This window comes from Methylomonas sp. LW13 (assembly GCF_016865255.1).
Taxonomy (GTDB): Bacteria; Pseudomonadota; Gammaproteobacteria; order Methylococcales; family Methylomonadaceae; genus Methylomonas.
Window position 1 is genome coordinate 4,949,343 of the sequence record NZ_CP033381.1, and the last position, 21,407, is coordinate 4,970,749.

18 protein-coding genes and 1 pseudogene are annotated in these 21,407 nt (G+C 52.3%); 9 read left to right on the forward strand and 10 right to left on the reverse strand.

The window, feature by feature from the left end; genetic code table 11:
* The first annotated feature begins 17 nt into the window (after positions 1 to 17).
* The 3 genes from ftsA (at position 18) to lpxC (ending at position 3,465) form a co-directional block, all read left to right on the forward strand.
* Positions 18 to 1,244 carry a cell division protein FtsA gene (ftsA, locus tag JL719_RS22550; protein ID WP_020483769.1) on the forward strand — a complete coding sequence of 409 codons (1,227 nt, stop codon included), beginning with the start codon at positions 18 to 20 and terminating at the stop codon, positions 1,242 to 1,244.
* A gap of 23 nt (positions 1,245 to 1,267) precedes the next feature.
* A complete protein-coding gene (ftsZ, locus tag JL719_RS22555; protein ID WP_033156793.1) occupies positions 1,268 to 2,428 on the forward strand; it encodes a cell division protein FtsZ in 1,161 nt (386 codons plus the stop codon).
* A 110-nt stretch (positions 2,429 to 2,538) separates the two neighbouring features.
* A complete protein-coding gene (gene lpxC, locus JL719_RS22560; protein WP_033156794.1) occupies positions 2,539 to 3,465 on the forward strand; it encodes a UDP-3-O-acyl-N-acetylglucosamine deacetylase in 927 nt (308 codons plus the stop codon).
* 72 nt (positions 3,466 to 3,537) lie between these two features.
* Here lpxC and JL719_RS22565 read toward each other — a convergent pair whose 3' ends face one another.
* Genes JL719_RS22565 through JL719_RS22580 form a run of 4 tightly spaced genes read right to left on the reverse strand, consistent with a single transcriptional unit; the run spans position 3,538 to position 7,476 of the window.
* Entirely contained in the window at positions 3,538 to 4,002 is a 465-nt protein-coding gene (locus tag JL719_RS22565) for a DciA family protein (protein ID WP_033156795.1), read from the reverse strand.
* Positions 3,999 to 5,642, reverse strand: coding sequence for a glycosyltransferase family protein (locus JL719_RS22570; protein WP_051670003.1), 1,644 nt, complete (start codon positions 5,640 to 5,642; stop codon positions 3,999 to 4,001). Before JL719_RS22570 ends, JL719_RS22565 begins: the two co-directional genes overlap by 4 nt.
* Positions 5,643 to 5,667: 25 nt before the next feature.
* Complete coding sequence (locus JL719_RS22575; RefSeq protein WP_033156796.1) at positions 5,668 to 6,033, reverse strand: DMT family transporter; 366 nt, start codon at positions 6,031 to 6,033, stop codon at positions 5,668 to 5,670.
* A 3-nt stretch (positions 6,034 to 6,036) separates the two neighbouring features.
* Positions 6,037 to 7,476, reverse strand: a complete 1,440-nt coding sequence (locus tag JL719_RS22580; protein WP_033156797.1) for a UbiA family prenyltransferase — start codon at positions 7,474 to 7,476, stop codon at positions 6,037 to 6,039.
* A gap of 290 nt (positions 7,477 to 7,766) precedes the next feature.
* Between JL719_RS22580 and JL719_RS22585 the strand changes: the two genes are divergently transcribed.
* The 3 genes from JL719_RS22585 (at position 7,767) to JL719_RS22595 (ending at position 11,543) form a co-directional block, all read left to right on the forward strand.
* Positions 7,767 to 8,522 carry a pentapeptide repeat-containing protein gene (locus JL719_RS22585; protein ID WP_084153291.1) on the forward strand — a complete coding sequence of 252 codons (756 nt, stop codon included), beginning with the start codon at positions 7,767 to 7,769 and terminating at the stop codon, positions 8,520 to 8,522.
* A gap of 13 nt (positions 8,523 to 8,535) precedes the next feature.
* Positions 8,536 to 9,933, forward strand: a complete 1,398-nt coding sequence (locus JL719_RS22590; RefSeq protein WP_033156798.1) for an amino acid permease — start codon at positions 8,536 to 8,538, stop codon at positions 9,931 to 9,933.
* Positions 9,934 to 10,475: 542 nt separating this feature from the next.
* Positions 10,476 to 11,543: a LapA family protein gene (locus tag JL719_RS22595; RefSeq protein ID WP_129871449.1), complete on the forward strand. Its 1,068-nt coding sequence runs from the start codon at positions 10,476 to 10,478 to the stop codon at positions 11,541 to 11,543.
* A gap of 68 nt (positions 11,544 to 11,611) precedes the next feature.
* On the opposite strand, the gene JL719_RS22600 is transcribed toward JL719_RS22595, so the two are convergent.
* The 6 genes and pseudogenes from JL719_RS22600 to speA form a co-directional block, all read right to left on the reverse strand.
* Positions 11,612 to 12,049 carry a transposase gene (locus JL719_RS22600; protein ID WP_225892930.1) on the reverse strand — a complete coding sequence of 146 codons (438 nt, stop codon included), beginning with the start codon at positions 12,047 to 12,049 and terminating at the stop codon, positions 11,612 to 11,614.
* A gap of 85 nt (positions 12,050 to 12,134) precedes the next feature.
* Positions 12,135 to 12,671 (reverse strand): annotated as a pseudogene (locus JL719_RS22605) (REP-associated tyrosine transposase).
* A gap of 1,255 nt (positions 12,672 to 13,926) precedes the next feature.
* Positions 13,927 to 15,246: a UDP-glucose dehydrogenase family protein gene (locus JL719_RS22610; RefSeq protein WP_033156801.1), complete on the reverse strand. Its 1,320-nt coding sequence runs from the start codon at positions 15,244 to 15,246 to the stop codon at positions 13,927 to 13,929.
* Positions 15,247 to 15,262: 16 nt separating this feature from the next.
* A complete protein-coding gene (locus JL719_RS22615; RefSeq protein WP_033156802.1) occupies positions 15,263 to 16,129 on the reverse strand; it encodes an NAD(P)-dependent oxidoreductase in 867 nt (288 codons plus the stop codon).
* Between the two features lie 71 nt (positions 16,130 to 16,200).
* The gene (locus tag JL719_RS22620) at positions 16,201 to 16,809 is read right to left on the reverse strand and encodes a GDSL-type esterase/lipase family protein (protein WP_033156803.1); all 609 of its coding nucleotides are present in this window, start codon (positions 16,807 to 16,809) and stop codon (positions 16,201 to 16,203) included.
* A gap of 64 nt (positions 16,810 to 16,873) precedes the next feature.
* Positions 16,874 to 18,700, reverse strand: coding sequence for a biosynthetic arginine decarboxylase (gene speA / locus JL719_RS22625; RefSeq protein WP_033156804.1), 1,827 nt, complete (start codon positions 18,698 to 18,700; stop codon positions 16,874 to 16,876).
* 83 nt (positions 18,701 to 18,783) lie between these two features.
* On the opposite strand from speA, the gene speE reads away from it, so the two are divergent.
* From speE to JL719_RS22640, 3 genes are all read left to right on the forward strand, one after another.
* Positions 18,784 to 19,629 carry a polyamine aminopropyltransferase gene (gene speE / locus JL719_RS22630; protein WP_033156805.1) on the forward strand — a complete coding sequence of 282 codons (846 nt, stop codon included), beginning with the start codon at positions 18,784 to 18,786 and terminating at the stop codon, positions 19,627 to 19,629.
* Between the two features lie 252 nt (positions 19,630 to 19,881).
* On the forward strand, positions 19,882 to 20,796 hold the full coding sequence (locus JL719_RS22635) for a GGDEF domain-containing protein (protein WP_033156806.1): 915 nt from the start codon (positions 19,882 to 19,884) through the stop codon (positions 20,794 to 20,796).
* Positions 20,797 to 20,959: 163 nt separating this feature from the next.
* Positions 20,960 to 21,397: an exosortase system-associated protein, TIGR04073 family gene (locus JL719_RS22640; RefSeq protein ID WP_033156807.1), complete on the forward strand. Its 438-nt coding sequence runs from the start codon at positions 20,960 to 20,962 to the stop codon at positions 21,395 to 21,397.
* The last annotated feature ends 10 nt before the right edge of the window (positions 21,398 to 21,407 follow it).

Consider the following 21,407-nt stretch of genomic DNA (forward strand, 5'->3'; position numbering starts at 1 on the left):
CTTACTGAGCATAAACAATGGCCAAAAAGACAGATCGAAATTTATTAGTGGGGCTGGATATAGGCACGTCGAAAGTCGCTGCTATCGTTGGTGAATACCGCGGTGGCGACGAGATCGAAGTGATCGGCATCGGCACCGCGCCGTCCAAGGGCTTGAAAAAAGGCATCGTGGTCAATCTGGAATCGACCGTGCATTCCATCCAGCGGGCGATTGAGGAAGCCGAATTGATGGCGGGTTGCCAGATCAAATCGGTATTTGCGGGTATCGCCGGCAGCCATATTAAAAGCCTGAATTCACATGGCATCGTGGCGATCAAGGAAAAGGAAGTGACCCAACACGACATCGATAGAGTGATCGATTCGGCGCGGGCGGTGGCGATTCCGGCGGATCAGAAAATCCTGCACATCCTGCCGCAGGAGTTTGTGATCGACCAGCAAGAAGGCATCAAGGAGCCCATCGGCATGTCCGGCATTCGTTTGGAAGCCAAGGTGCATATGGTCACCAGCAGCGTCAGTGCCGAACAAAACATCGTCAAATGTATCCGTAAATGCGGGCTGGACGTGGACGACATCGTGTTGGAGCAACTGGCCTCCTGCGCGGCGGTATTGACTGACGATGAAAAAGATCTGGGCGTCTGCCTGATCGACATCGGCGGCGGCACCACCGATATTGCGATTTTCTCGGAAGGCGCGATCAAGCACACGGCGGTGATTCCCATTGCCGGTGATCAGGTCACCAACGACATCGCCGTGGCGTTGCGCACACCGACCAAAAACGCGGAGGAAATCAAACGCCAATATGCTTGCGCGTTGACGCAATTGGCGGACCCGCAACAAACCATCGCGGTGCCCAGCATCGGCGACCGCGAGCCGCGCAAGATCTCGGCGCAGAATCTGGCTGAGATCGTCGAGCCGCGTTATGAAGAATTGATGTTGTTGGTGCAAGCAGAGTTAAGAAGAAGTGGCTATGAAGATTTAATTGCCGCCGGCATGGTGATCACCGGCGGCAGTTCGCAAGTGAGAGGGTTGGTCGAATTGGCGGAGGAAATCTTCCATATGCCGGTTCGCATGGGGGTGCCGCTGCATGTATCCGGATTGACCGATGTAGCGGAAAACCCGATTTATTCGACCGCGGTGGGTTTGTTGCTGTACGGCAAGGACCATCACGGCCGGGCGTTAGGCATGAACGATGATGGCGCGGATCTGTTGTCAAAAATCAAAAGCTGGTTTCAAGGAAATTTTTAATTTTTTGTCTGGAGGGTGTGAAAATGAAATATGAATTATTGGATAGTAGCGGCACCGCGGTTATCAAAGTCATCGGCGTCGGTGGCGGTGGCGGTAATGCGGTTAACCACATGGTGGAAGACGGTATCGACGGCGTGCAATTTATCTGCGCCAACACCGATGCCCAAGCCCTGCGGGAAATGAACGTAGAGTCCATCGTGCAATTGGGTGTTGAACTCACCAAAGGCCTGGGAGCGGGCACTCGCCCTGAAGTCGGTAGAGCCGCAGCGGAAGAAAATCGTGACCGCATCCGCGAAGTCATTGCCGGCGCCGACATGGTGTTTCTGACCGCAGGCATGGGTGGCGGTACCGGTACCGGTGCCATCGCGGTATTTGCCGAAGTGGCGAAAGAACTGGGTGTATTGACAGTCGCTGTCGTATCCAAACCTTTTGATTTTGAAGGTTCCAAGAAAAAAGGCGTGGCCGATGCCGGTTTACGCGAACTGGAAAAACTGGTCGATTCCTTGATCATCATTCCTAACCAAAAACTGCTGCCGACTTTGGGCAACAATAAATCGCTGGTAGAAGCATTCCGCGCCGCTAACGACGTGTTGCGCGACGCGGTACAAGGTATCACCGAGCTGATTACTCACCCTGGCTTGATGAACGTCGACTTTGCCGACGTCAAGACTGTGATGTCCAATATGGGCAGCGCCATCATGGGCACCGGCGTCGCCAGCGGAGAAAATCGCGCCCGTTTAGCGGCGGAAAAAGCCATTGCCTGCCCATTGTTGGACGACAACAATCTGCAAGGCGCGCGCGGCATTTTGGTGAACGTCACCTCCAACGGCGACTTGGGTTTGAACGAGTTCGACGAAATCGGCAGCATCATGCACGCCTTCGCTTCCGAAGACGCCGACATGAAAATCGGTATGGCAGTTAATCCAGCCATGGGCCAGGAAATTAAAGTCACCGTCGTCGCCACCGGTATGGGTGAAAAAGCCAAGCAAGCGGCTTCGCCTATCAGTCTGGTGAAAAAAGTCGCGGCCGGCGAGATCAATTACGATCAATTGGACAAACCGACCATCGTCCGCCAGCAAAAACAGGAATCGACTCGGGAATCCCGCTTCGGCGCGCAACCTAGAAACGACGTCGATTTGGATTACTTGGATGTACCGGCTTTCTTGAGACGTCAAGCAGACTGAGGTCCGCTTGCGACGAGTCCTTATGAGGCTGCACAACCAAGTTCGGGGGGAGCTATCGCATAATCTGTGATAGACTCCCCGGCTTTGTTTTACCTATTTGTCGGCATTTCATGATTAAACAGCGTACTTTAAAAAACACCATCAGAGCCACCGGCGTTGGTTTGCATACCGGCGATAAAGTGTATCTGACCCTGCACCCCTCCGAGCCCGATACCGGCATCCGTTTTCGCCGCGTGGATTTGGAAACCCCGGTGATGATAGCCGCGCGCCCTGAAAATGTCGGCGAAACCAAGCTGTCCACGACTTTGGTCCGCGACGGCGTTAAGGTGTCCACCGTCGAACATTTGCTGTCAGCTTTGGCCGGTTTGGGCATAGACAATGCGATTGTCGATGTCAGCGCCGCCGAAGTGCCTATCATGGACGGCAGTGCCGGACCGTTTGTGTTTCTGTTGCAATCGGCCGGCGTGGTCGAGCAGGACGTACCCAAACAATATATCCGTATCAAACGCGCAATCCGCGTCGAAGACGGCGACAAGTGGGCCGCGTTCGAACCGTTCGAGGGTTTTAAAGTGACCTTTACCATCGATTTCGAACATCCGGCGTTTTCCGAGCATTTGAAAACTGCGGTGATGGATTTCTCTTCGACGACCTTCGTTAAAGAAGTCAGCCGGGCCCGTACTTTCGGCTTTATGAAGGACATCGAGTTTTTACGCGAGAACAATCTGGCGCTGGGCGGCAGTCTGGATAACGCCATTGTGGTGGACGACGATAAAGTGTTGAACGAAGACGGTCTGCGTTATGCCGACGAATTCGTGAAACACAAAATTCTCGACGCCATCGGCGACTTGTATTTGTTGGGTTACAGCCTGATTGGCGAATACCAGGGTTTTAAATCCGGCCACGCGCTGAACAACAAGTTGCTGCTGAGCCTGATGAACGACAAAGACGCCTGGGAAATGGTGACTTTCGAAAATGCCGAGGACGCACCGATTTCCTTTATGCATTCCGCGCAAACATCAGCACGCGCGACAGGCTAATCCCGCATCACACAGACATTAAGCTGTGCCGTGGCCGGTCAACTTGATCGGCCACAATCCTGCCAAAACCTACTAATCTTCCCGCAAGCGTTTCGCCAACGTAGCACCCAAACGCGCCAAAGCCGCCGCCAAAACATCCTGCTCATCCGCCTGTTTAAACTGCTGTGCAATCAAACCGACATTTTCCGCTGACGGCAAGCGCGGTGTGCGTTTTGGCCGAATCGGCTCGCCTGTCGGCGGCACAATCCGTACTTGCAAGCGGACAATATAGGGATGCCCCGCATCATGCAATTTGTCTAAAATCGCTCGATTGAAAAACCGAATTTGCGATGCCCAGCTGGCCGAATCGCAGTACAAGAGTATCTGCGCACCTGACGCCACGCAATGTTGAGCATGCGGAGCAATCTCAGACGGTAACGCCGTCCTGACAATGGTCAGCAAGGCCTGTTGCGCGTTAATTTTGGCCATACACAGATTCAACTGCTTGTTGTCAAAATCCAGCGCGGTCTTAAGCACATTTTTGCGATAACGAGTCATTGCAAATTCATTTGCTCTGAGCCGGCTTTTGGATATTCCAGAATCAGGCCCTGTTGATCGTTTTTAATAATATGCCAGCCATTTGCCACTATTTGCCGTTCATCAACGGCTGACAAAGGCAAATTTTCAGATTCCACACCGAATCGGCCCGGAAATAAACCGACGCGAATTGGTCGGCTGCCGGCTTGCTGTTTTATGTCACTGACAGCTTCGAGCACTGACATATACCCATCACCTGCGGACATGAACGCTCGCATTTCACCACCCTTTGTCCCTGCGGCAATGGCTTCAATCTGGCGGACTCGTGCGCCGCACTCTATCCGAAACACATGCGCCCAGTTCGATACCAAGTAAGTATCTGCCTGATTGCCGCACAAATAGGCTTTTCCAATTGAAAATGCCTGCGCCAATTTCGGGTAGTCGTTATCGCTGTTGCGGAAACTCTCCGAATTGACCGCATAGCTAGCATGGAAAAACACCAAGCAAACAGAAATCGCCAATTTGGCCTGCTTCCAGGCAATAATAGCGGGCTGCCTGCCATGATCAGCCAACAGCGCAAACATTCCAGCCCATAAAAAAGGCGAATATTGCAGGGTGTGGCGAAGATTAATCACCTCGCCCCATTGATAGCGGGTACGGGCAGCAACGACCACACAGGACCCCATGACCAGATAAATAGTTGAAATAGCCAAGGTTTTTTTACCGAAAGTCGGTAGATTGGACCAGCGGTATTTATAATCCGCGTAGGCAGCGGCGATAATCAAAACCCCGAATCCCAGTAAACCAGGCAGCGACCAAGCCACATACCGGGCACATTCGCTACAAGCCGTTGCATCCTTTAGCAAAGCCTCGATATAGGTGCGTAAATTCTCGACAAAACCTATCGTGCTTGGCCCCATCACATAGGGATTCAGCGACCCAAACATCACTATATTTCTGAGCAGCAGCGGCGCTACGACCACGGCCATGCCAAACATCGCCGCAACAGCGCGCAGCAAAACAACGCGCCGTTCCCCAGCGGCACTGCTTAACCAGCAATAACAAAAATAACAAATAACACTAGCCAGCAGCGCTAAATGCGCATTTCTGATTGCGTAAGCCATACCGGCAAGCAAACCAGCGAAGATAAAGCCGACGATGGACCGCGAGTTAAGCGTCAACCCTATAACAACCACCGCTAACCATAAACCGAATACATCGGTCAGCCCCATCAGCGAATGCTTGAGCACACCGGGTGATAATGCTGCTAATCCGGCCAGCAGCAAAGCATAAAGTGGTCCAAGGCTCTGCCGAAAACTGAAAAATAATAACCACGGCAATGTAATGGCGGAAAAATGCGCCAAACCTATCGCGGCATCTTTCGCATCGATACCGAAACTGGAAACGGCCGCCAGAACGACAGCAAAACCCACGGGAAACAAACGATTCTCGACCTGATCCTGATCTCCCGGCGCCAAGCCATACGGAGTAATCAGCAAGCTGCCTGAATTGAGAAAATTTCTGGCTTGTTCGATATAGCTGGCGCTGTCAGGCGTAAACGGAAAACTCGGCGACCTATAGTGCAAATGCACCATCACCAGTAGCGATATCACAGACAGAATGAATAATTGATGTAACAGTGCTCTAAGTTGCCAAGTCATACTTGTTAGTTATCTCGGAACAGAATCAGGAATTGGCCACGAGCCAAACGCCCTCGCAAATCAGCAAAATGCCCAAGACGCGGAAAGCGGTGACCGTCTCGCCGAGCAGCATGCCGATCAGCACGGTTAACGCAAAGCCCAAGCCTACCAAGGGATAGGCTTTACTGACATCCCATGATGCCAACACCTTCAACCAAACTATCGCACCCACGCCGTACAAGGTAAAACCGGCAAACACAAATTTGTTGGTAAATACGATCCAAGGCAGGCGTGGTGTCAGCGGCCCGGCCATCGCCTGCTTGACATCCACACTGGACATGCCGAGTTTCAGCATAAACTGCGCGGCAACAGACAGGACGATGCTAAAAATAGCGATCAGTAGAATTTGCATGGCTTATTCCCAATGTGAAAAATGAGCGGCTAATGTGGCGAACAGCATCAAGAGCACTGTGATCCGGCTACCGAAGTCGCGAACCGCAAACACCAGCGGGTCATCGTGCATTTCCCCGCGAGCGGTTTTAATCCACAGGCGTGCTAACCAATAAATAAGGCCTATCGCCACAAACCATAACAGCTGCGGATTTAGGTAACGTATCTGAGTCTCCGCCGAGGTAATAAATAAACCAAACACCACCACCGCGCACAACGCGGAACTGACACCCAAGGGCCAGAGCACGACCAGATCCACCGCCCGGTAATCGCGGCCATGCGTGGTTTCCCGGCCTTTTTGTTGCAAAGCAACCAGTTCGGAACAACGCTTGACTAAAGCCAGACTGAAAAAGATAAACACCGAAAAAGCCAACAGCCAGGAACTGGTCGCTACCGACGCGGCCACGGAACCGGCAATAATCCTGAGCGTATACAGCAGAGATAGCACCATTACATCGATCAATACATAGGATTTCAATAGCCATGTATACGTAGTGGTGACGAATAAATACAACAGCAACATGCCCAAAAAGGCCTGCGACACGGCGAGCGCTAACATCAGGCCGCTCAGCAATAGCCCGCAAGCGGCTGCCAGACCTTTCAAAATGGGCAATTCAGCACTGGCAAACGGCCTAAATTTCTTACGCGGATGATTACGGTCGCTGTCCAGGTCCCACAAATCGTTACCCATATACGTGGCGGACGCGGCCAAGGAAAACCCGAAGAAGCCCAGTACAACGGTACCCAACTTATCCAAATCATCAAACGAAAAAGCCGTTAGCAGCGGCACGAATATCAACAGGTTTTTCAGCCATTGATGCACCCGCAGCGCGCGCAACCACAACCGGATTTGGTTCAGGTTGGCAGTAAATTCCTGTTCTATCGGTGTATGTTCCCGCACGAATTTCGCGACCGGCTTTGAGGTATTAACCAGGATTGCGGCCTGTGCGGCTCGCCAAATCGGCAAATCGGCCTTGCTGTCACCCGCATAGACAAAATTCGGCCCCACTGCCTCGCGGATGGCCTCCAGCTTGTTGACACCTTTAAGATTATGGTTCTCATCGCTGCCTAACACTTTATCGAACAAATCCAGATGTTTGGCAACCGCATCGGCTATATCGGTATGTGCTGCGGTGGCGAGCACCAACTGCCTGCCCTTCCGTTTTTCCGCGCGCAAATACTCCAGCAAATCAGTCCGATAAGGCAAACTCTCGACATCCAGGGCCGATGCTTGCGCCACGCGCGCTTTAAACGCCGCTCGCCCCTTCGCTAACCAAAACGGTAATTTGAATATAGCGTGCGGCTGCCGTTTACAGACCTGTAATACCGATTCGACCAAGGTGTCGGTGGGCGTCAGCGTGCCATCCAAATCAACGACAAGCGCGGCTAGCGAAGTTTCTGTCATGTTATGTTTCTTTTAGAGTGATTGGTGCAACGCTGAAAAAATCGAAAATATCTGGCTCATCGAAGGCATTGTAATGTAACAGCAATTCCGCAAGCTACGTTTAACTGGGGCCGCGCGGCCACCCACAAGCACCCTTGGCCGCGTCCCGCTTAATCCTCAGAAAAATCCAAGTACAATCCGGGCAGCATTTTTCTCGTTGAGTCTGTCTGTGACCCTGTTACTATCAACGACAATACGGTCCTGCCAAGCGGATTATCCGAATCAACAATGACAATATTGCGGAGGTTTTAATGACAAACTTATCGATCAAAACATTTCTAGCGCTATTTCTGGCGAGTCAAAGCATAGCCCATGCCGCCGATCTCACCCGCGCCCAAGTCGAGCAAATGCTGACCAAAGCGGACAAGCAACACCCCGCCGACCTGCGCCGTAAGGATCTAACCGACCTGGACTTGTCGAATCTGGATTTTCGTAATGCCGATTTATGGGGCGCCGATCTAAGACGCTCCAATCTGAATAAAAGCAATCTGCAAGGCCTGACGCTGGATTTAACGGTGATGACCAATATCAAGCTCAGCGCCGCTAATCTAGCCAATACCAGCATCTTCGGCGTCAGCCTGATGCACGCCGACCTGAGCAACGCCGACATGAGCGGCAGCCGGGTGGTGGCGATCATGGACGGCGCCAATTTAAGCCATGCCAATCTCAGCAATGTGCAATGGGCGGCGGACATGAAAAATCAATCCATGGGCTTGATGCGCGCCAGCTTGAAAGGCGCCAATTTGACCGGTGCCAATCTCAGCAACGCCCAGCTTGGCCGGGCCATGTTAAAACACGCCAAATTAAATAACGCCAACTTACAAAACGCCGATCTGTATTCCGCCGAAATGGACGGCGCCAATCTGACCGGTGCCAATCTGACCAACGCCAATTTCTCGCAAGCCAAATTGCACGACGCGATTTTTACCGAGGCCGTGACGACCGGCACCCGCTTCGACGGCGCCCAAAACCTGCCCGATTCCGTCAAGCCCACCTCTTCCAAATAATCGAGACCACTTCATGCAAATCCCCAAGCAATTACTGCAACGCAAATCCGTCGAGGCCTTGACCGATGTTCAGCACGGCTTAAAGCAAACACTGACGGCCAAAGACTTGACCATCCTGGGCATAGGCGCGGTGATCGGCGCCGGCATCTTCGTGTTGACCGGCATCGCCGCCGCTAAATATGCCGGTCCTGCCATCGTAGTATCGTTCATTCTGGCCGGCATCGCCTGCGGCCTGGCGGCCATGTGTTACAGCGAACTGGCGGCGATGATTCCGGTTTCCGGTAGCGCTTACAGTTACGCTTACGCGACGATGGGCGAATTAATGGCCTGGATCATAGGCTGGGATTTAATCCTGGAATACGCCCTGGCCAGCAGCACGGTGGCAATAGGCTGGGCCGGCTACCTCACCAGTTTTCTAGAAAACTTTGGCGTGCATTTACCCACCTATCTCACCACCGCCTATCTGGCCAACCCCGCGGCCGGCTTCATCAATCTGCCAGCAGTGGCAATTATTTTATTGCTGACCGGCCTGTTGGTGATCGGCATCCGCCAATCGGCAATCTTCAATTTCGTCATGGTACTGATCAAACTCTCGGTGATCGTCGTCTTCATCATCGCCGGCTCCCAACACATCGAAACCGGAGAGAATTGGTCCAACTTCATGCCATTCGGGTTTGGCGGCGTATTGACCGGGGCCGGGGTAATTTTCTTTGCCTATATCGGCTTCGACGCCGTTTCCACCGCCGCTCAGGAAGCCATCAACCCGCAACGCGACGTGCCGATCGGCATCATCGGCTCATTGGCGGTCTGCACCTTGCTATACATTCTGGTGGCAGGTGTATTGACCGGCATCATTTCCTACACCGAACTCAACGTCCCGGCACCCATTGCGCTGGCGGTCGATCATGTCGGCATGGGCTGGCTGTCACCGATCATTAAAATAGCCGCCATCGCCGGTTTGACTTCGGTGATGTTGGTGCTGTTGATGGGGCAGAGCCGGATTTTCTTCTCGATGGCCAAGGATCAATTGTTACCGCCGCTATTCGCGCAGGTGCATCCCAAATATCAAACACCACATTTATCGACCATACTGGTCGGCGTCGCAGTCTCCTTACTCGCCGGCTTCATGCCTATCGAGAAGCTTGGCGAGCTAGTGAGTATCGGCACCCTGTTCGCGTTCGTACTGGTCTGCGGCGGCGTCTGGATTTTACGTAACAGCCATCCGGAAATGGAACGCCACTTCAAATGCCCAGCCGTGCCTTACGTGCCGATTGGCGGGATTTTGGTGTGTTTGAGTTTGATGGCGGGCTTGCCGATTGATACGTGGATTCGGTTATTCGTTTGGCTGGTGATTGGGTTTTTGATTTATTTTGGGTATGGGGTAAAGCATAGTCAGCTTCGGTCTTCTTAACTTTTGAAGTTGACTGGCTTTCAACTAGTCCGTTCGCCCTGAATTTGTCGAAGGGCTACTAATGTGTCGCTAACACGACGGTTTAATTTAATGTCGGGTCTCGGCCCGACAGCCGCGATACTTTCTTTTGCGTGGCCAAAAGAAAGTATCCAAAGAAAAGGCCACCCGGATGCCGCTTATTCCCTGAGCTCCTCGCTTTTGAACGGGGTCGCCGAAAGGGGCTTCCTGCCCCTTCGGCAACGTGCGGCATCCATGCCGCACCCCTTCGGGCAAATCCGTTCAAAAGCTCCGGTGCTCGGTGCGGCATACAGGAGAAAACCCGCCGGGGATTTGAAATTCAATTAGTTACGATCAGATATATGCTGCTGACGTAAGGAGGTGCATCGTTCGCGATCAATGCGCTTCACGTCGTTCAATACATCTACGGTCCTGGATATAACCGGGGGTTATATGAAATTGAAAAATACAATTCTCACTGGAATACAGTGCAAAGCCCGCTGCTGCTTTCGCCTTACGGCTTTGCCAAAAGCCGAGACAAAAACATGGGTTGGGATCTTTTAAATTTGTTTATCGCTCCGGGGACCTTGCGCTTAATCGTCTGGGCAGTGGCGATAGGCGCTGTCGCGACTTTTCTGGTAGTGCTGTGGTTTAGCGTTTCCGCCGCCCGGCGCAATATCGATAATCCTAAACTCAGATATCTAGCCATGGGTTTAGTGTTGGCGATATTTCTGATGCCTGTGGCTTACAAGCTCCATCAAAACCACCTGAAACAACAAGCGCTGGACGCCAAGCTCGCCACCATGACCAAGGCCTTGGATCGCTATCACGAACTGTGTAAAGGCGCGGGTGAGAAGATTTATCGCACGGTTGACGATGTCGACGGGGTGTTTTTGATGAAGATCGATTTGGATAAATCTTCCGACATCAGTCAATACAGTAATGCGGCCAAGAGTCCTTATGAAAGTCTCGGCGATTTCGACACGAGCTCAAACGACCATGAGGTCCGTTATATGTGGTTCGATGGCTATATTAAATCGTTTTTGAACGATGGCGGTTTCGGGCTTCAGTGCTGGGTTGGTAATACAAATAGGTGCAAACAACAGCCCGCGTTCAAATACGTCGAGGCGATCGATCCCGGCGACGGTAAACGCTACCGCTATACCGGCAGTTGGCAAAGACACGACAAGGTTACAGGCAAGGAATGGAGCGAACTGCTTCGCAAAGTCGGTTACATCCCCCGCGAATTGCTCGAGCCTACCAAACACGATGACGGCACTTGGTACGATTTAGTGCTGACTCGCGAACCAGCTGGCGATCCGCCGCCGCGCTATGGCGTGACCTACGACGACCTGGAGACCCCGGAAGAGCGGAAGATGTGGATTGCCGGTAGCGCCTTGAAAGTCATCGATTTGCAGACCGGCGAATTGCTGGGCGAGCGCATCGGTTATTTACATGATCGAGGTGGCGGCAGTGTGGCTGGCGGCCGGCAGCCATGGTCATTTGCTAAAACCGGACTGGGCTGGTCGTGTCCTCCACAGAGAGTGGTAGGCCGTTCCAAGCGTGATTTCATAATGGATGTATTACATACCAATCAAGGAGTTAAACCATGAACGAATCGACGATCTCATCTCATTCCCACGCGCCGCGTGGGAATGCAAACCTGCCGCGCTGCGGTCAGCTAAAACCAATCCCGATAAACCGGCAATAATCCTTCCTGACCCGCATAATTCCGGGCGCTCGAATAGCGCCAATGCTCCGGTAGATCAACATAATCGCGTTTGACCTGATTCAGGTGGATATACTCCAATTTCTGCCTCAAGACGTCGGGGTTATCGATCATCTGCGGATGACTTCCTTCTTCCCACAACTGATATTCCCTGTCAGTTTTGTGCGCTTCGCGGAACCAGTTCAATTGCTTCAATAAGCGCTCGGCATTAACGGCTTGCAAATAATCGATCAGCTGGCGCGCGGTGTAAGATTTGAAGTGGGCCAATTGATGGGTTAAATCGTCAGCTTGTACCAGCAGGTGCAAATGGTTTTCCAGAATGACGTAGCCGTATATTCGCCAATTGTGTTGTTGTTGACGGTAAAGCAAGGCGTCCAGCACGATTTGCACGGTAGCCAGTCGGGAAAATAATGTATCCAGTTATCTCGTTCCCACGCGCCGCGTGGGAATGCAAACCAGCCGCGCTGCGGGCCAGCTAAAACCAATCCCGATAAACCGGCAACAGCCCTTCCCGCCCTGCATAATTCCGGGCACTCGAATAACGCCAATGCTCCGGGAAATCAACATAACCGCGTTTGACCGGATTCAGGTGGATATAGTCCGGTTTCTGCCGCAAGACCTCGGGGTTCTCGATCATCTGCGGATGACTTCCTTCTTCCTACAACTGATATTCCCTGTCAGTTTTGTGCGCTTTGCGGAACCAGCGTAACTGCTGCAACAAGCGTTCGGCATTGATAGATTCCAGATAATTGATCAACTGACGCGCCGTATATGACTTGAAGTGGGCTAATTGCTCACGTAAATCGTCAGCTTGTAGTAATAGGTGCAAATGATTTTCCAGAATGACGTAGCCGTATATTAGCCAATTGCGCTGTTGTTGACGGTAAAACAAGGCGTACAGAACGATTTGCACGGTAGCCGGTCGGGTAAATAACAGTATCCAGTTCAGTACAGTGCAGGTTAAGAAATACGGCTGTTGGGATTGGAGAATACGGTAACGACTGCCGCCCATGAGTTTGACCTCGTTTGCTTGCTTTGTCGCATGTTACCGCTGGCGCGGATAGACTGCGTTCCCACGCCGCGCGTGGGAACGAGTGATCCCTGCCGCACCCCTTCGGGCTAGTCCGCTCAAAAACTCCGGTGCTCGGCGCGGCATACGGGAGAAAAACCATCCTGTGTGGTGGGCAATTTTGCCCACCATTGGGCTTTCACCCCGCGTGGGCACTAAATCCCACGCTACTGGGCTACGCCTATTGACGCCCTACATGCACCCTATGCACGTGAAGAAAGCCGGAAAACAGTCATTCAGTGCTTGAATCGACGAATTAATTACTTGGTTTTCTTGAAGATGTAGCGAGCAGCGACCAAAACAACAATTACGACTATCGCTAAAGCTAGTCCAGCAAACAGAAGCGACTTTTGTGGACTGATGTCAAATTCAGAGATAGATAGCACAATAAGAGTCGTTGCCACTCCGAGTGCCATGGTGGACATAGCAATGCCAGACCATAATTCATGACGATCCGCACATTGCTCACAATAAATATACCTTCCGCCTCTGTGGTGACAAATGACTCGACATTTCGTCATCGAGACAGGGGTTCCGCATGAATAACATTCCTGTCGAATATTTCTAGCCTTTCCGCGTAAGTCGCGGAATATATGTATAAGCAATGCCAATATAACTGGCGAGATCAGAATGATAAAAAAGATAAAAAATCCCATAATGCAAGTAGTCTAGGTGAAACGCAAGGCCGTAAGGCGCAATTCGTAGGGCGTCAATAGGCTCAGCCATATTGCGCCGTATATCGGCCTTAAATCATTCGGCGCATTACGCTATCGCTAATGCGCCCTACAAAACTGATGTTACCGCTGGCGCGGATAGTCTGGACTCCCACGCGGCGCGTGGAAACGAGAGAAAACTTCGTAAACAATAAGCTGCGATTTGGGGCGGGGGTCTCCCGTATGCCGCGCCGAGCACAGGAGCTTTCGGCGGGAATAGCCCGAAGGGGTGCGGCAGGGATGCCGCACGTTGACTAAGGGGCAGGAAGCCCCTTTCGTCAACCCCCGGCGAAAGCTTCGGCGCGCAGGATCAAAGCGGCATCCGGGTGGCCTTTTCTTTGGATACTTTCTTTTGGCCAAGCAAAAGAAAGTATCGCGGTCGTCGGTCCGCGAACCGACATTAAATAAACCGTCGCGCTAGCGACACCTCAACTTCGATACCCCTTAGACAAGCTCAGGGCGAACGGAGTCAAATACCAAACTAATCAACGCCCAATCGCGTAATACTGCAACCCAAACTGTTTAACCAACCTCGGCTCATACATATTCCGCCCATCGAATATCACCTTGTCTTTCAACAAGCGACCCAAATCGTCGAAATCCGGGCTGCGGAACTGTTTCCATTCGGTGACGATGATCAACGCATCCACGTCGCTTAGAGTATCCGCCTGCTTGGCGCAGTACACCAATCCGGCTTTATCGCCGTAAATACGGTGCGCTTCTTCCATTGCTTCCGGGTCGTAGGCTCGCACTGTGGCACCGGCATCAATCAAGGCTTCCAGCAATACCCGGCTGGGTGCTTCGCGCATGTCGTCGGTGTTGGGTTTAAACGCCAGGCCCCACAACGCAAAGGTTTTGCCTTTAACTCCGTTCGGATAATGCGTGGAAATTTTCTCGAATAAACGGTGCTTTTGCCGGTCGTTGACGTTTTCCACCGCGCTGAGCAATTCGGCTTGATAGCCGTAATCGCGGGCGGTGCGTTCCAGCGCTTTCACGTCTTTCGGGAAGCAGGAACCACCATAGCCGCAGCCGGGATAAATAAAGCTATAACCGATACGGCTGTCGGAACCAATACCGTGGCGGACATTCTCGATGTCGGCGCCCAGTCTTTCCGCCAGATTGGCCAATTCGTTCATGAAGCTAATTTTGGTGGCCAGCATCGCGTTAGCGGCATATTTGGTCAATTCGGCGGAACGAATGTCCATGGTGATGACCCGCTCGCGGCTACGATTGAACGGCGCGTACAGCGCTTTCAACAATTCGGCGGTTCTGGGGTTGTCGGTACCGATGATAATGCGGTCCGGTTTCATGAAATCGTCCAGTGCCGAGCCTTCTTTCAAAAATTCCGGATTGGAGACGACGTCAAATTCCAATTCCTGGCTGCGCTCGGCCAATACGTCCTTGATGGCCTGTTTAACCTTGTCGGCGGTGCCGACCGGTACGGTGGATTTATCGACGACGATTTTATAATCGCTCATGTGTTCGGCGATGCTTTTCGCCACGGCCAACACATATTTCAAGTCGGCCGAACCATCCTCGTCCGGTGGCGTACCGACGGCGATGAATTGAAACAAGCCAAAATCCACAGCTTCTTTAACATCGGTGGTAAAGCTCAAACGTCCTGCGGCAACGTTGTCCTTGACCATCTCGTCCAGACCCGGCTCGTAAATCGGAATGATGCCTTGTTTGAGTTGGTCGATTTTGCGCTGGTCAACATCCATGCACAGCACTTGATTACCCACTTCGGCCAGACAGGCGCCCGTCACCAAACCCACATATCCACTACCAAACACCGTAATTTTCATCGTTACACCTTGTAAACTAATTGGAAGATCGTTTCTGTTTTAATCGATACAACGCGGAAATATCCTCGTCGCCATAACCCTTGGCCATCAGTTTGGCATAATCCGCCAGCGTGGCGATGGTTAGCGGACAACCCACGCCGGCATGCTGCGCCATATGCTGGGCTATTTTTAAGTCTTTATGATGAAGCGCCAGTTTAAATCCTGGCGGGAATTGGTGTTGCGTCATGGTCTTGCCGCGATGCTGTAAAAACCAGTTACCCGCCGCCCCGCCGCTGACGACCTTGATGACTTTGTCCATCGGCAAACCTTGCGCTTCCGCAAACGCCAAAGCTTCGGTCACCGCTTGGTTAATCCCCGCACACATAATCTGGTTCACTGCCTTGCAGGCTTGCCCGGCACCGACATCGCCCAGGTGTTCGATGCGTGCGGTCATGGCCGCCAACACGGGCCGAACCTGCTCCAAGGTTTGCGCGCTGCCGCCGACCATCATGGCCAACGTGCCTTTGTTGGCGCCTTCCACGCCGCCGGACACTGGCGCATCCAGAAATGCGGCATTCTTCTCCGCAAGTTTTTGCGCCGCGACAATCGCTGTTTCACTGCTGACCGTGGACATATCCACCACCACACTACCAGGGCGAACGGTTTTAGCGACTGCATCCACCACCATCAATACGTCTTTATCCGCCGACACACAAATCAACACGACATCGACTTGACCGGCCAGTTGTTCGATAGTCTCGCAAGCCTGGATTTGCAATTCCGCCGCCAATGCCTCGGCTTTACTAAAGGTCCGATTGTAAACCGCGGTCAAGTAGCCGGCCTTGGCAAGATTACGCGCCATGCCCTGGCCCATTGCCCCCAATCCGATCAAGCCTACCCGCATGTTATATCCCCCGTAATATTGTCTGGACCATTATAGCGTCTTAGTTGGGTCCTAACAGACCGCGCGGACGATTACAACGCTCCGTGTTTTTGCAATAACGCGACAACATTTTCCGCCAAAAGCCGATACCCCCTATCATTAGGATGGACCGTATCCGACTTAAGCTCGTTATTTGCCAGAATCTTAGGCAAACTATCCAGATCGCTCGGCACGCCTTCAGATGCAGCCAGCTCTTCATAAATTTTCGCGCTATGTAAAAACACGATCCCAAACGCCGGCACACCCAACATTACGACCGGAATATTGCGTTGCCGGGCTTCGGCTATCATGGCTTTAAGATTGTCCCGGGTCTGATCGGCGGCGAGTTGTTGCAGAATATCGTTGCCGCCGTGTATCAAAATTAATAGATCGGGCTTGTATTCATCCAGCAATGCCGGTAAGCGCTGCCGGCCTGCACTGCTGATCTCTCCAGGAACGCCTTCATTAATGACCTCGCGGCCGGTCAGTTGCGTGAGTATGCTGGGGTAATCATGCTGGGCCGAAGCACCGGTTCCATAAGTCAAGCTATCGCCAAAGGCCAGAATGACGGCGTTATCCGGCAGCTTGCTTAAGGCTGGCTTTGGTTTATTACAAGCCATACCACCGAATAGCAATGCCACAACCATCAGAACTATTTTCATGCTCGCCCTCGATCCTTTAAGCGCCTGGGGCGCAGCACCCTTATCTATCCTTCTATCGCCTTAGCTATTTTTCCAGGTAGGTATAAGCATTCAGTCCGGCCAACAGCTCCTGCTCGAAAGCCTGCTTTTGCGCAGCCGTTAATCCGCTGACACCCAACTTTTGCCGGTAGGCGGTTTTTAACGCTTCGGTATTGATATGCACATAATCCAGCAGTTCGCTGACATCCTCGCCTTCCATGAAGTCACCGAAACGATAGCTGTCTCCCTCCAGTTCGATATTGATCGAATGCGTGTCGCCGAATAGATTGTGCATATCACCCAAAATTTCCTGATACGCGCCGACCATGAAAAAGCCGATCAGATAGTCCTGATCTTCGGCAATGCTATGCAGCGGCATGGTGTTGGCGATGTTCTGATGATCGACGTATTGATCGATACGGCCATCGGAATCGCAGGTTAAGTCTTGCAGGACCGCACGCCGGTTGGGTTGCTGCTGCAGATTATGAATGGGCATAATCGGGAAAATCTGATCGATACCCCAAATGTCCGGCATCGATTGAAACAAGGAGAAATTGCAGAACACCTTGTCCGCCAGTTTTTCATCCAGCTCCTGCAAAATTTCGCGGTGATGGTGATTATCCAGGTTCAACTTGCGCTGAATTTGCTGACACAAACTGACATAGTGCTTTTCGGCTTCGGCCAGTTCGGTCAGCGACAAATCGCCTTGCACGAACTGGGCGCGGGCTTCGGCCATGTTGAATTGGGCATTGTGATAAGCCTCGGCGATATTTTGCCCGCTGATGGTCACCGCCGTCGCCGCACCTTGCAGGCTTTCAACTTCGGTAACATTAGTAATCAACACCGCATGATGCGCGGTGATGGCACGACCGGATTCGGTGATGATATTGGGCTGCGGCAGACCGTGCTGCTGAGCCACGTCCGCAAAGGCGCGGACGATGTTTTCCGCGTACTCGTTGACGCTGTAGTTGATCGAACATTCCCTCCGCGAACCGCTGCCGTCGTAGTCCACACCCAAACCGCCACCGGCATCGACCGTGGTAATGTTGGCACCCAATTGATGCAATTGCAGGTAAAACTGGCCGGCTTCTTTTAAGGCCAGTTTGATGTCGTGGATATTGGCGATTTGCGAGCCCATATGAAAGTGCATCAGTTGCAAACAATTCAACATATTCAATTGCTGCAAACGGGCAATCAGTTGCAACACTTCACTGGCATGCAAGCCAAACTTGGATTTCTCGCCGCCGCTGTTCTGCCATTTGCCGGCGCTGATGGTCGATAAACGCACCCGCAAACCGATCAACGGTGTGACTTGTAGCTTAGCGGCTTCTTCGATGATCATCTCCAGCTCGGAGGGCTTTTCGATGACGATGAATACCGACAAGCCCATTAACTGGCCCATCAAAGCCATGCGGATATAAGCCCGGTCCTTGTAACCGTTGCAGACGATGGTACCGCCAGGTTTGGCCAGTCCTAAAATCGCCAATAACTCCGGTTTGCTGCCGGCTTCCAGGCCGATATGCTCGGCGGCAACAATGCTTTCCACCACATTGCCTTGCTGATTAACCTTGATCGGATAGACCGGCGTGTAATGGCCGCTGTAATGGTTCGCGGCTCTGGCTTGGTCGAAGGCCTGCTGCAGCTGACGGATGCGGTCGCACAAAATATCGGTAAACCGCACCAGCACCGGGAAGTTCAAGCCCTTGCCCCGCAAGGCCTGGGCAATGTCGAACAGATCGATTTCGGTCGCGCAATCGGCTTGCGGCTTCACGCAGACATGGCCCTGGTCGTTAATTGAAAAATAACCGTTACCCCATTGCTGGATAGCGTAAAGCTGCTTGGATTGTTCAATCGACCAGGGTTGTGTCGGCACGCGCGGTATCCTAACTGTCATAAAGAGGTAGAAATTCTAAAGTATAATGATGAACGTTATATGACTTTTTACAGGACTTTCCCATGCTCGACGATCAATGGTTTAGCGAAGCCCAAGAGCCTTCCGGTTCGGCCTTCTCGTTAAAAATCAAACGCAAACTGCACGAGGAGCAATCCGAATTTCAGTTTCTGGAAATCTACGAAACCGAACAGTTCGGCAATCTGATGGTAATCGACGGCTGCACCATGGTCTCGACTCGGGATAATTTCTTTTATCACGAGATGATCAGCCACCCGGTGTTGTTCACCCATCCCAACCCGAAAAATGTGTTGATCATCGGCGGCGGCGACTGCGGTACTTTACGGGAAGTGCTGAAGCATCCTGGCGTCGAAAAAGCCGTGCAAATCGACATCGACGAGCGCGTCACCCGCTTGGCGGAAATCTATTTCCCGGAACTGTGCGAATCCAACAACGATCCGCGCGCCGACCTGAAATTCATCGACGGTATTAAATGGGTGAAAGAGGCCGCGCCGAATAGCGTGGACATCATCATCGTCGACAGCACCGATCCGGTCGGCCCGGCCGAGGGCTTGTTCTGCGCTGATTTTTACAAGGATTGCTATAAAGCTTTAAGCGAGAACGGCATCGTGGTGCAACAAAGCGAATCAGCCCTGCTGCATATGAAAATTCTCAAGGAAATGCGCGAGGAAATGAAAGCGGGGGGATTTGCAAACTTCCAAACGGTCTTCTTCCCGCAATGCATTTATCCATCAGGCTGGTGGAGCGCAACGATGGCCAGCAAAACCGATTTGTCGAAGTTCCGCGAGCAGGACGCGGTCAACAAGGGTTTTGAGACTGTTTATTACAACAGCGACATCCACAAAGCCAGTCTGGCAATGCCGGAGTTTTTCAAAAAAGCCTTCGCTTAACCATTGCTCGAGCCGAAGCCACGCGCTTCGGCTCTGCTGAGCAGTTCTTAGCGCGCCACGCTGAACATGGCCTCAAATCGTTTGGCCACGTGCTCACATCCCTTGCTAGCTATCCGGCTATCTGCGACACTGAGGCCTTGTAGGAGGTTTCTTACAGCGCGCCTGACTGGCAAGATAGTCTCGCAACTGCCCGAGTAACGCCCCAAAAGCATATTTCATTACCTAAGCCAGGAGATGATTAGGACTCGCCCGATGACCACGCCTCCCGACAAAACTCAGTTAATCTTGTCCAACACCTTGATCGGCAAATTATCCGAAAACAGTCGTGACACTTCGGAGCTTGAGCCGTATTTGGTGGTGTTATCCGGTAGCGATCAAGGCAAGCAATACAAATTGCACCATCATCAGCATGTGTTGGGCCGCGAACCGGCCGTGGATATTCTGATTCCCGATCCTAAGGTCTCCCGGCGCCACGGCCGGCTCTGGGTACAAAACCGGCATATCCTGCTGGAAGACTTAAACTCCACCAACGGCACCTACGTCAACGGCAAGCGGGTCGCAAAACATAAACTCGAATTACTCGACAGAATCCTATTGGGCGACACTTACTTAAAAATCGATTACAAACGCGCCAACGAAGCTAAATCCGAACAGGCGCTATACGCGGCGGCGAATCTGGATGCGATGACCAACATTCTGAACCGCAACGCCTTCATGCTGCGCGCGCAACAGGAATTGTCTTTTTGTAAACGCAACGAAACCCGATTAACGGTGATGATGTGCGACGCCGACCATTTCAAGCGCACCAACGACAATTTCGGCCATCTCGCCGGCGATCAGGTCCTTAAAGAACTGGCGAAAATCCTGAATGCGGAAATGCGCCAGGAGGATTTCCTGGCCCGCTACGGCGGCGAAGAATTCATCATGTTGTTGCGGGATATTTCCAGCGATGCCGCAACCAATTTGGCGGAGCGCATCAGACTAACAGTGATGCGGCATGCGTTTCAATACCAAAATCAGCCCATACCGACCACCCTGTCGATTGGCGTCTGCTCGTGCCGGATAATGGCCGACACCTCCCTGGACGCCATTATTCAAGCAGCCGACGACGCCCTTTACCGCGCCAAGAAAAACGGCCGAAATCGCGTAGAAATCGACGCCCGATAACTTTAGCTTGCCAGCCGGCCAATACAAACACCTGGCTTCATAAGGTATTTGCATTTATCCGCGCCGTGCGTTACTGTCCAACTTCCAGTGTTTTCGGCGTTCTGCTGCTATGCTTAGGCATGCTACGTAGAATTAAATTTGTAACACCACGGGAGTATCTAACATGAATAAAAATAAATTCCTCACCACCTGTTTGCTGTCAGGTGCATTATTGGCCAGCCAAATGGCAAATGCGGACGAAAACCATCCGGGTTATCTGGCAGGTTTCACTTCCAGAGTTAGCCAAGGCTTTGCTAACACCACCTTCAGTTTTATTGAAATCCCTAAAAACGTGGTCAACATCACTCACGACCAAAACATTCTGCTGGGTTCAAGTTGGGGTCTGCTGCGTGGCGTAGCTCACACCGTCAGCCGCACTGTAATAGGCGTAGCGGAGCTGATTGCCTCGCCGATTCCCACCGATGAATTTATCTCTCCGCCCTACGTCTGGGATCGTTTTAGCGAAGATACCCGTTACTTCGGTCTGCATTACCCCGGCTACTGGACTCATTTCGGCCCGCTGGATCACGGCTATACCGACACGCTGGATCATGGCAAGTAACGCGGACGAT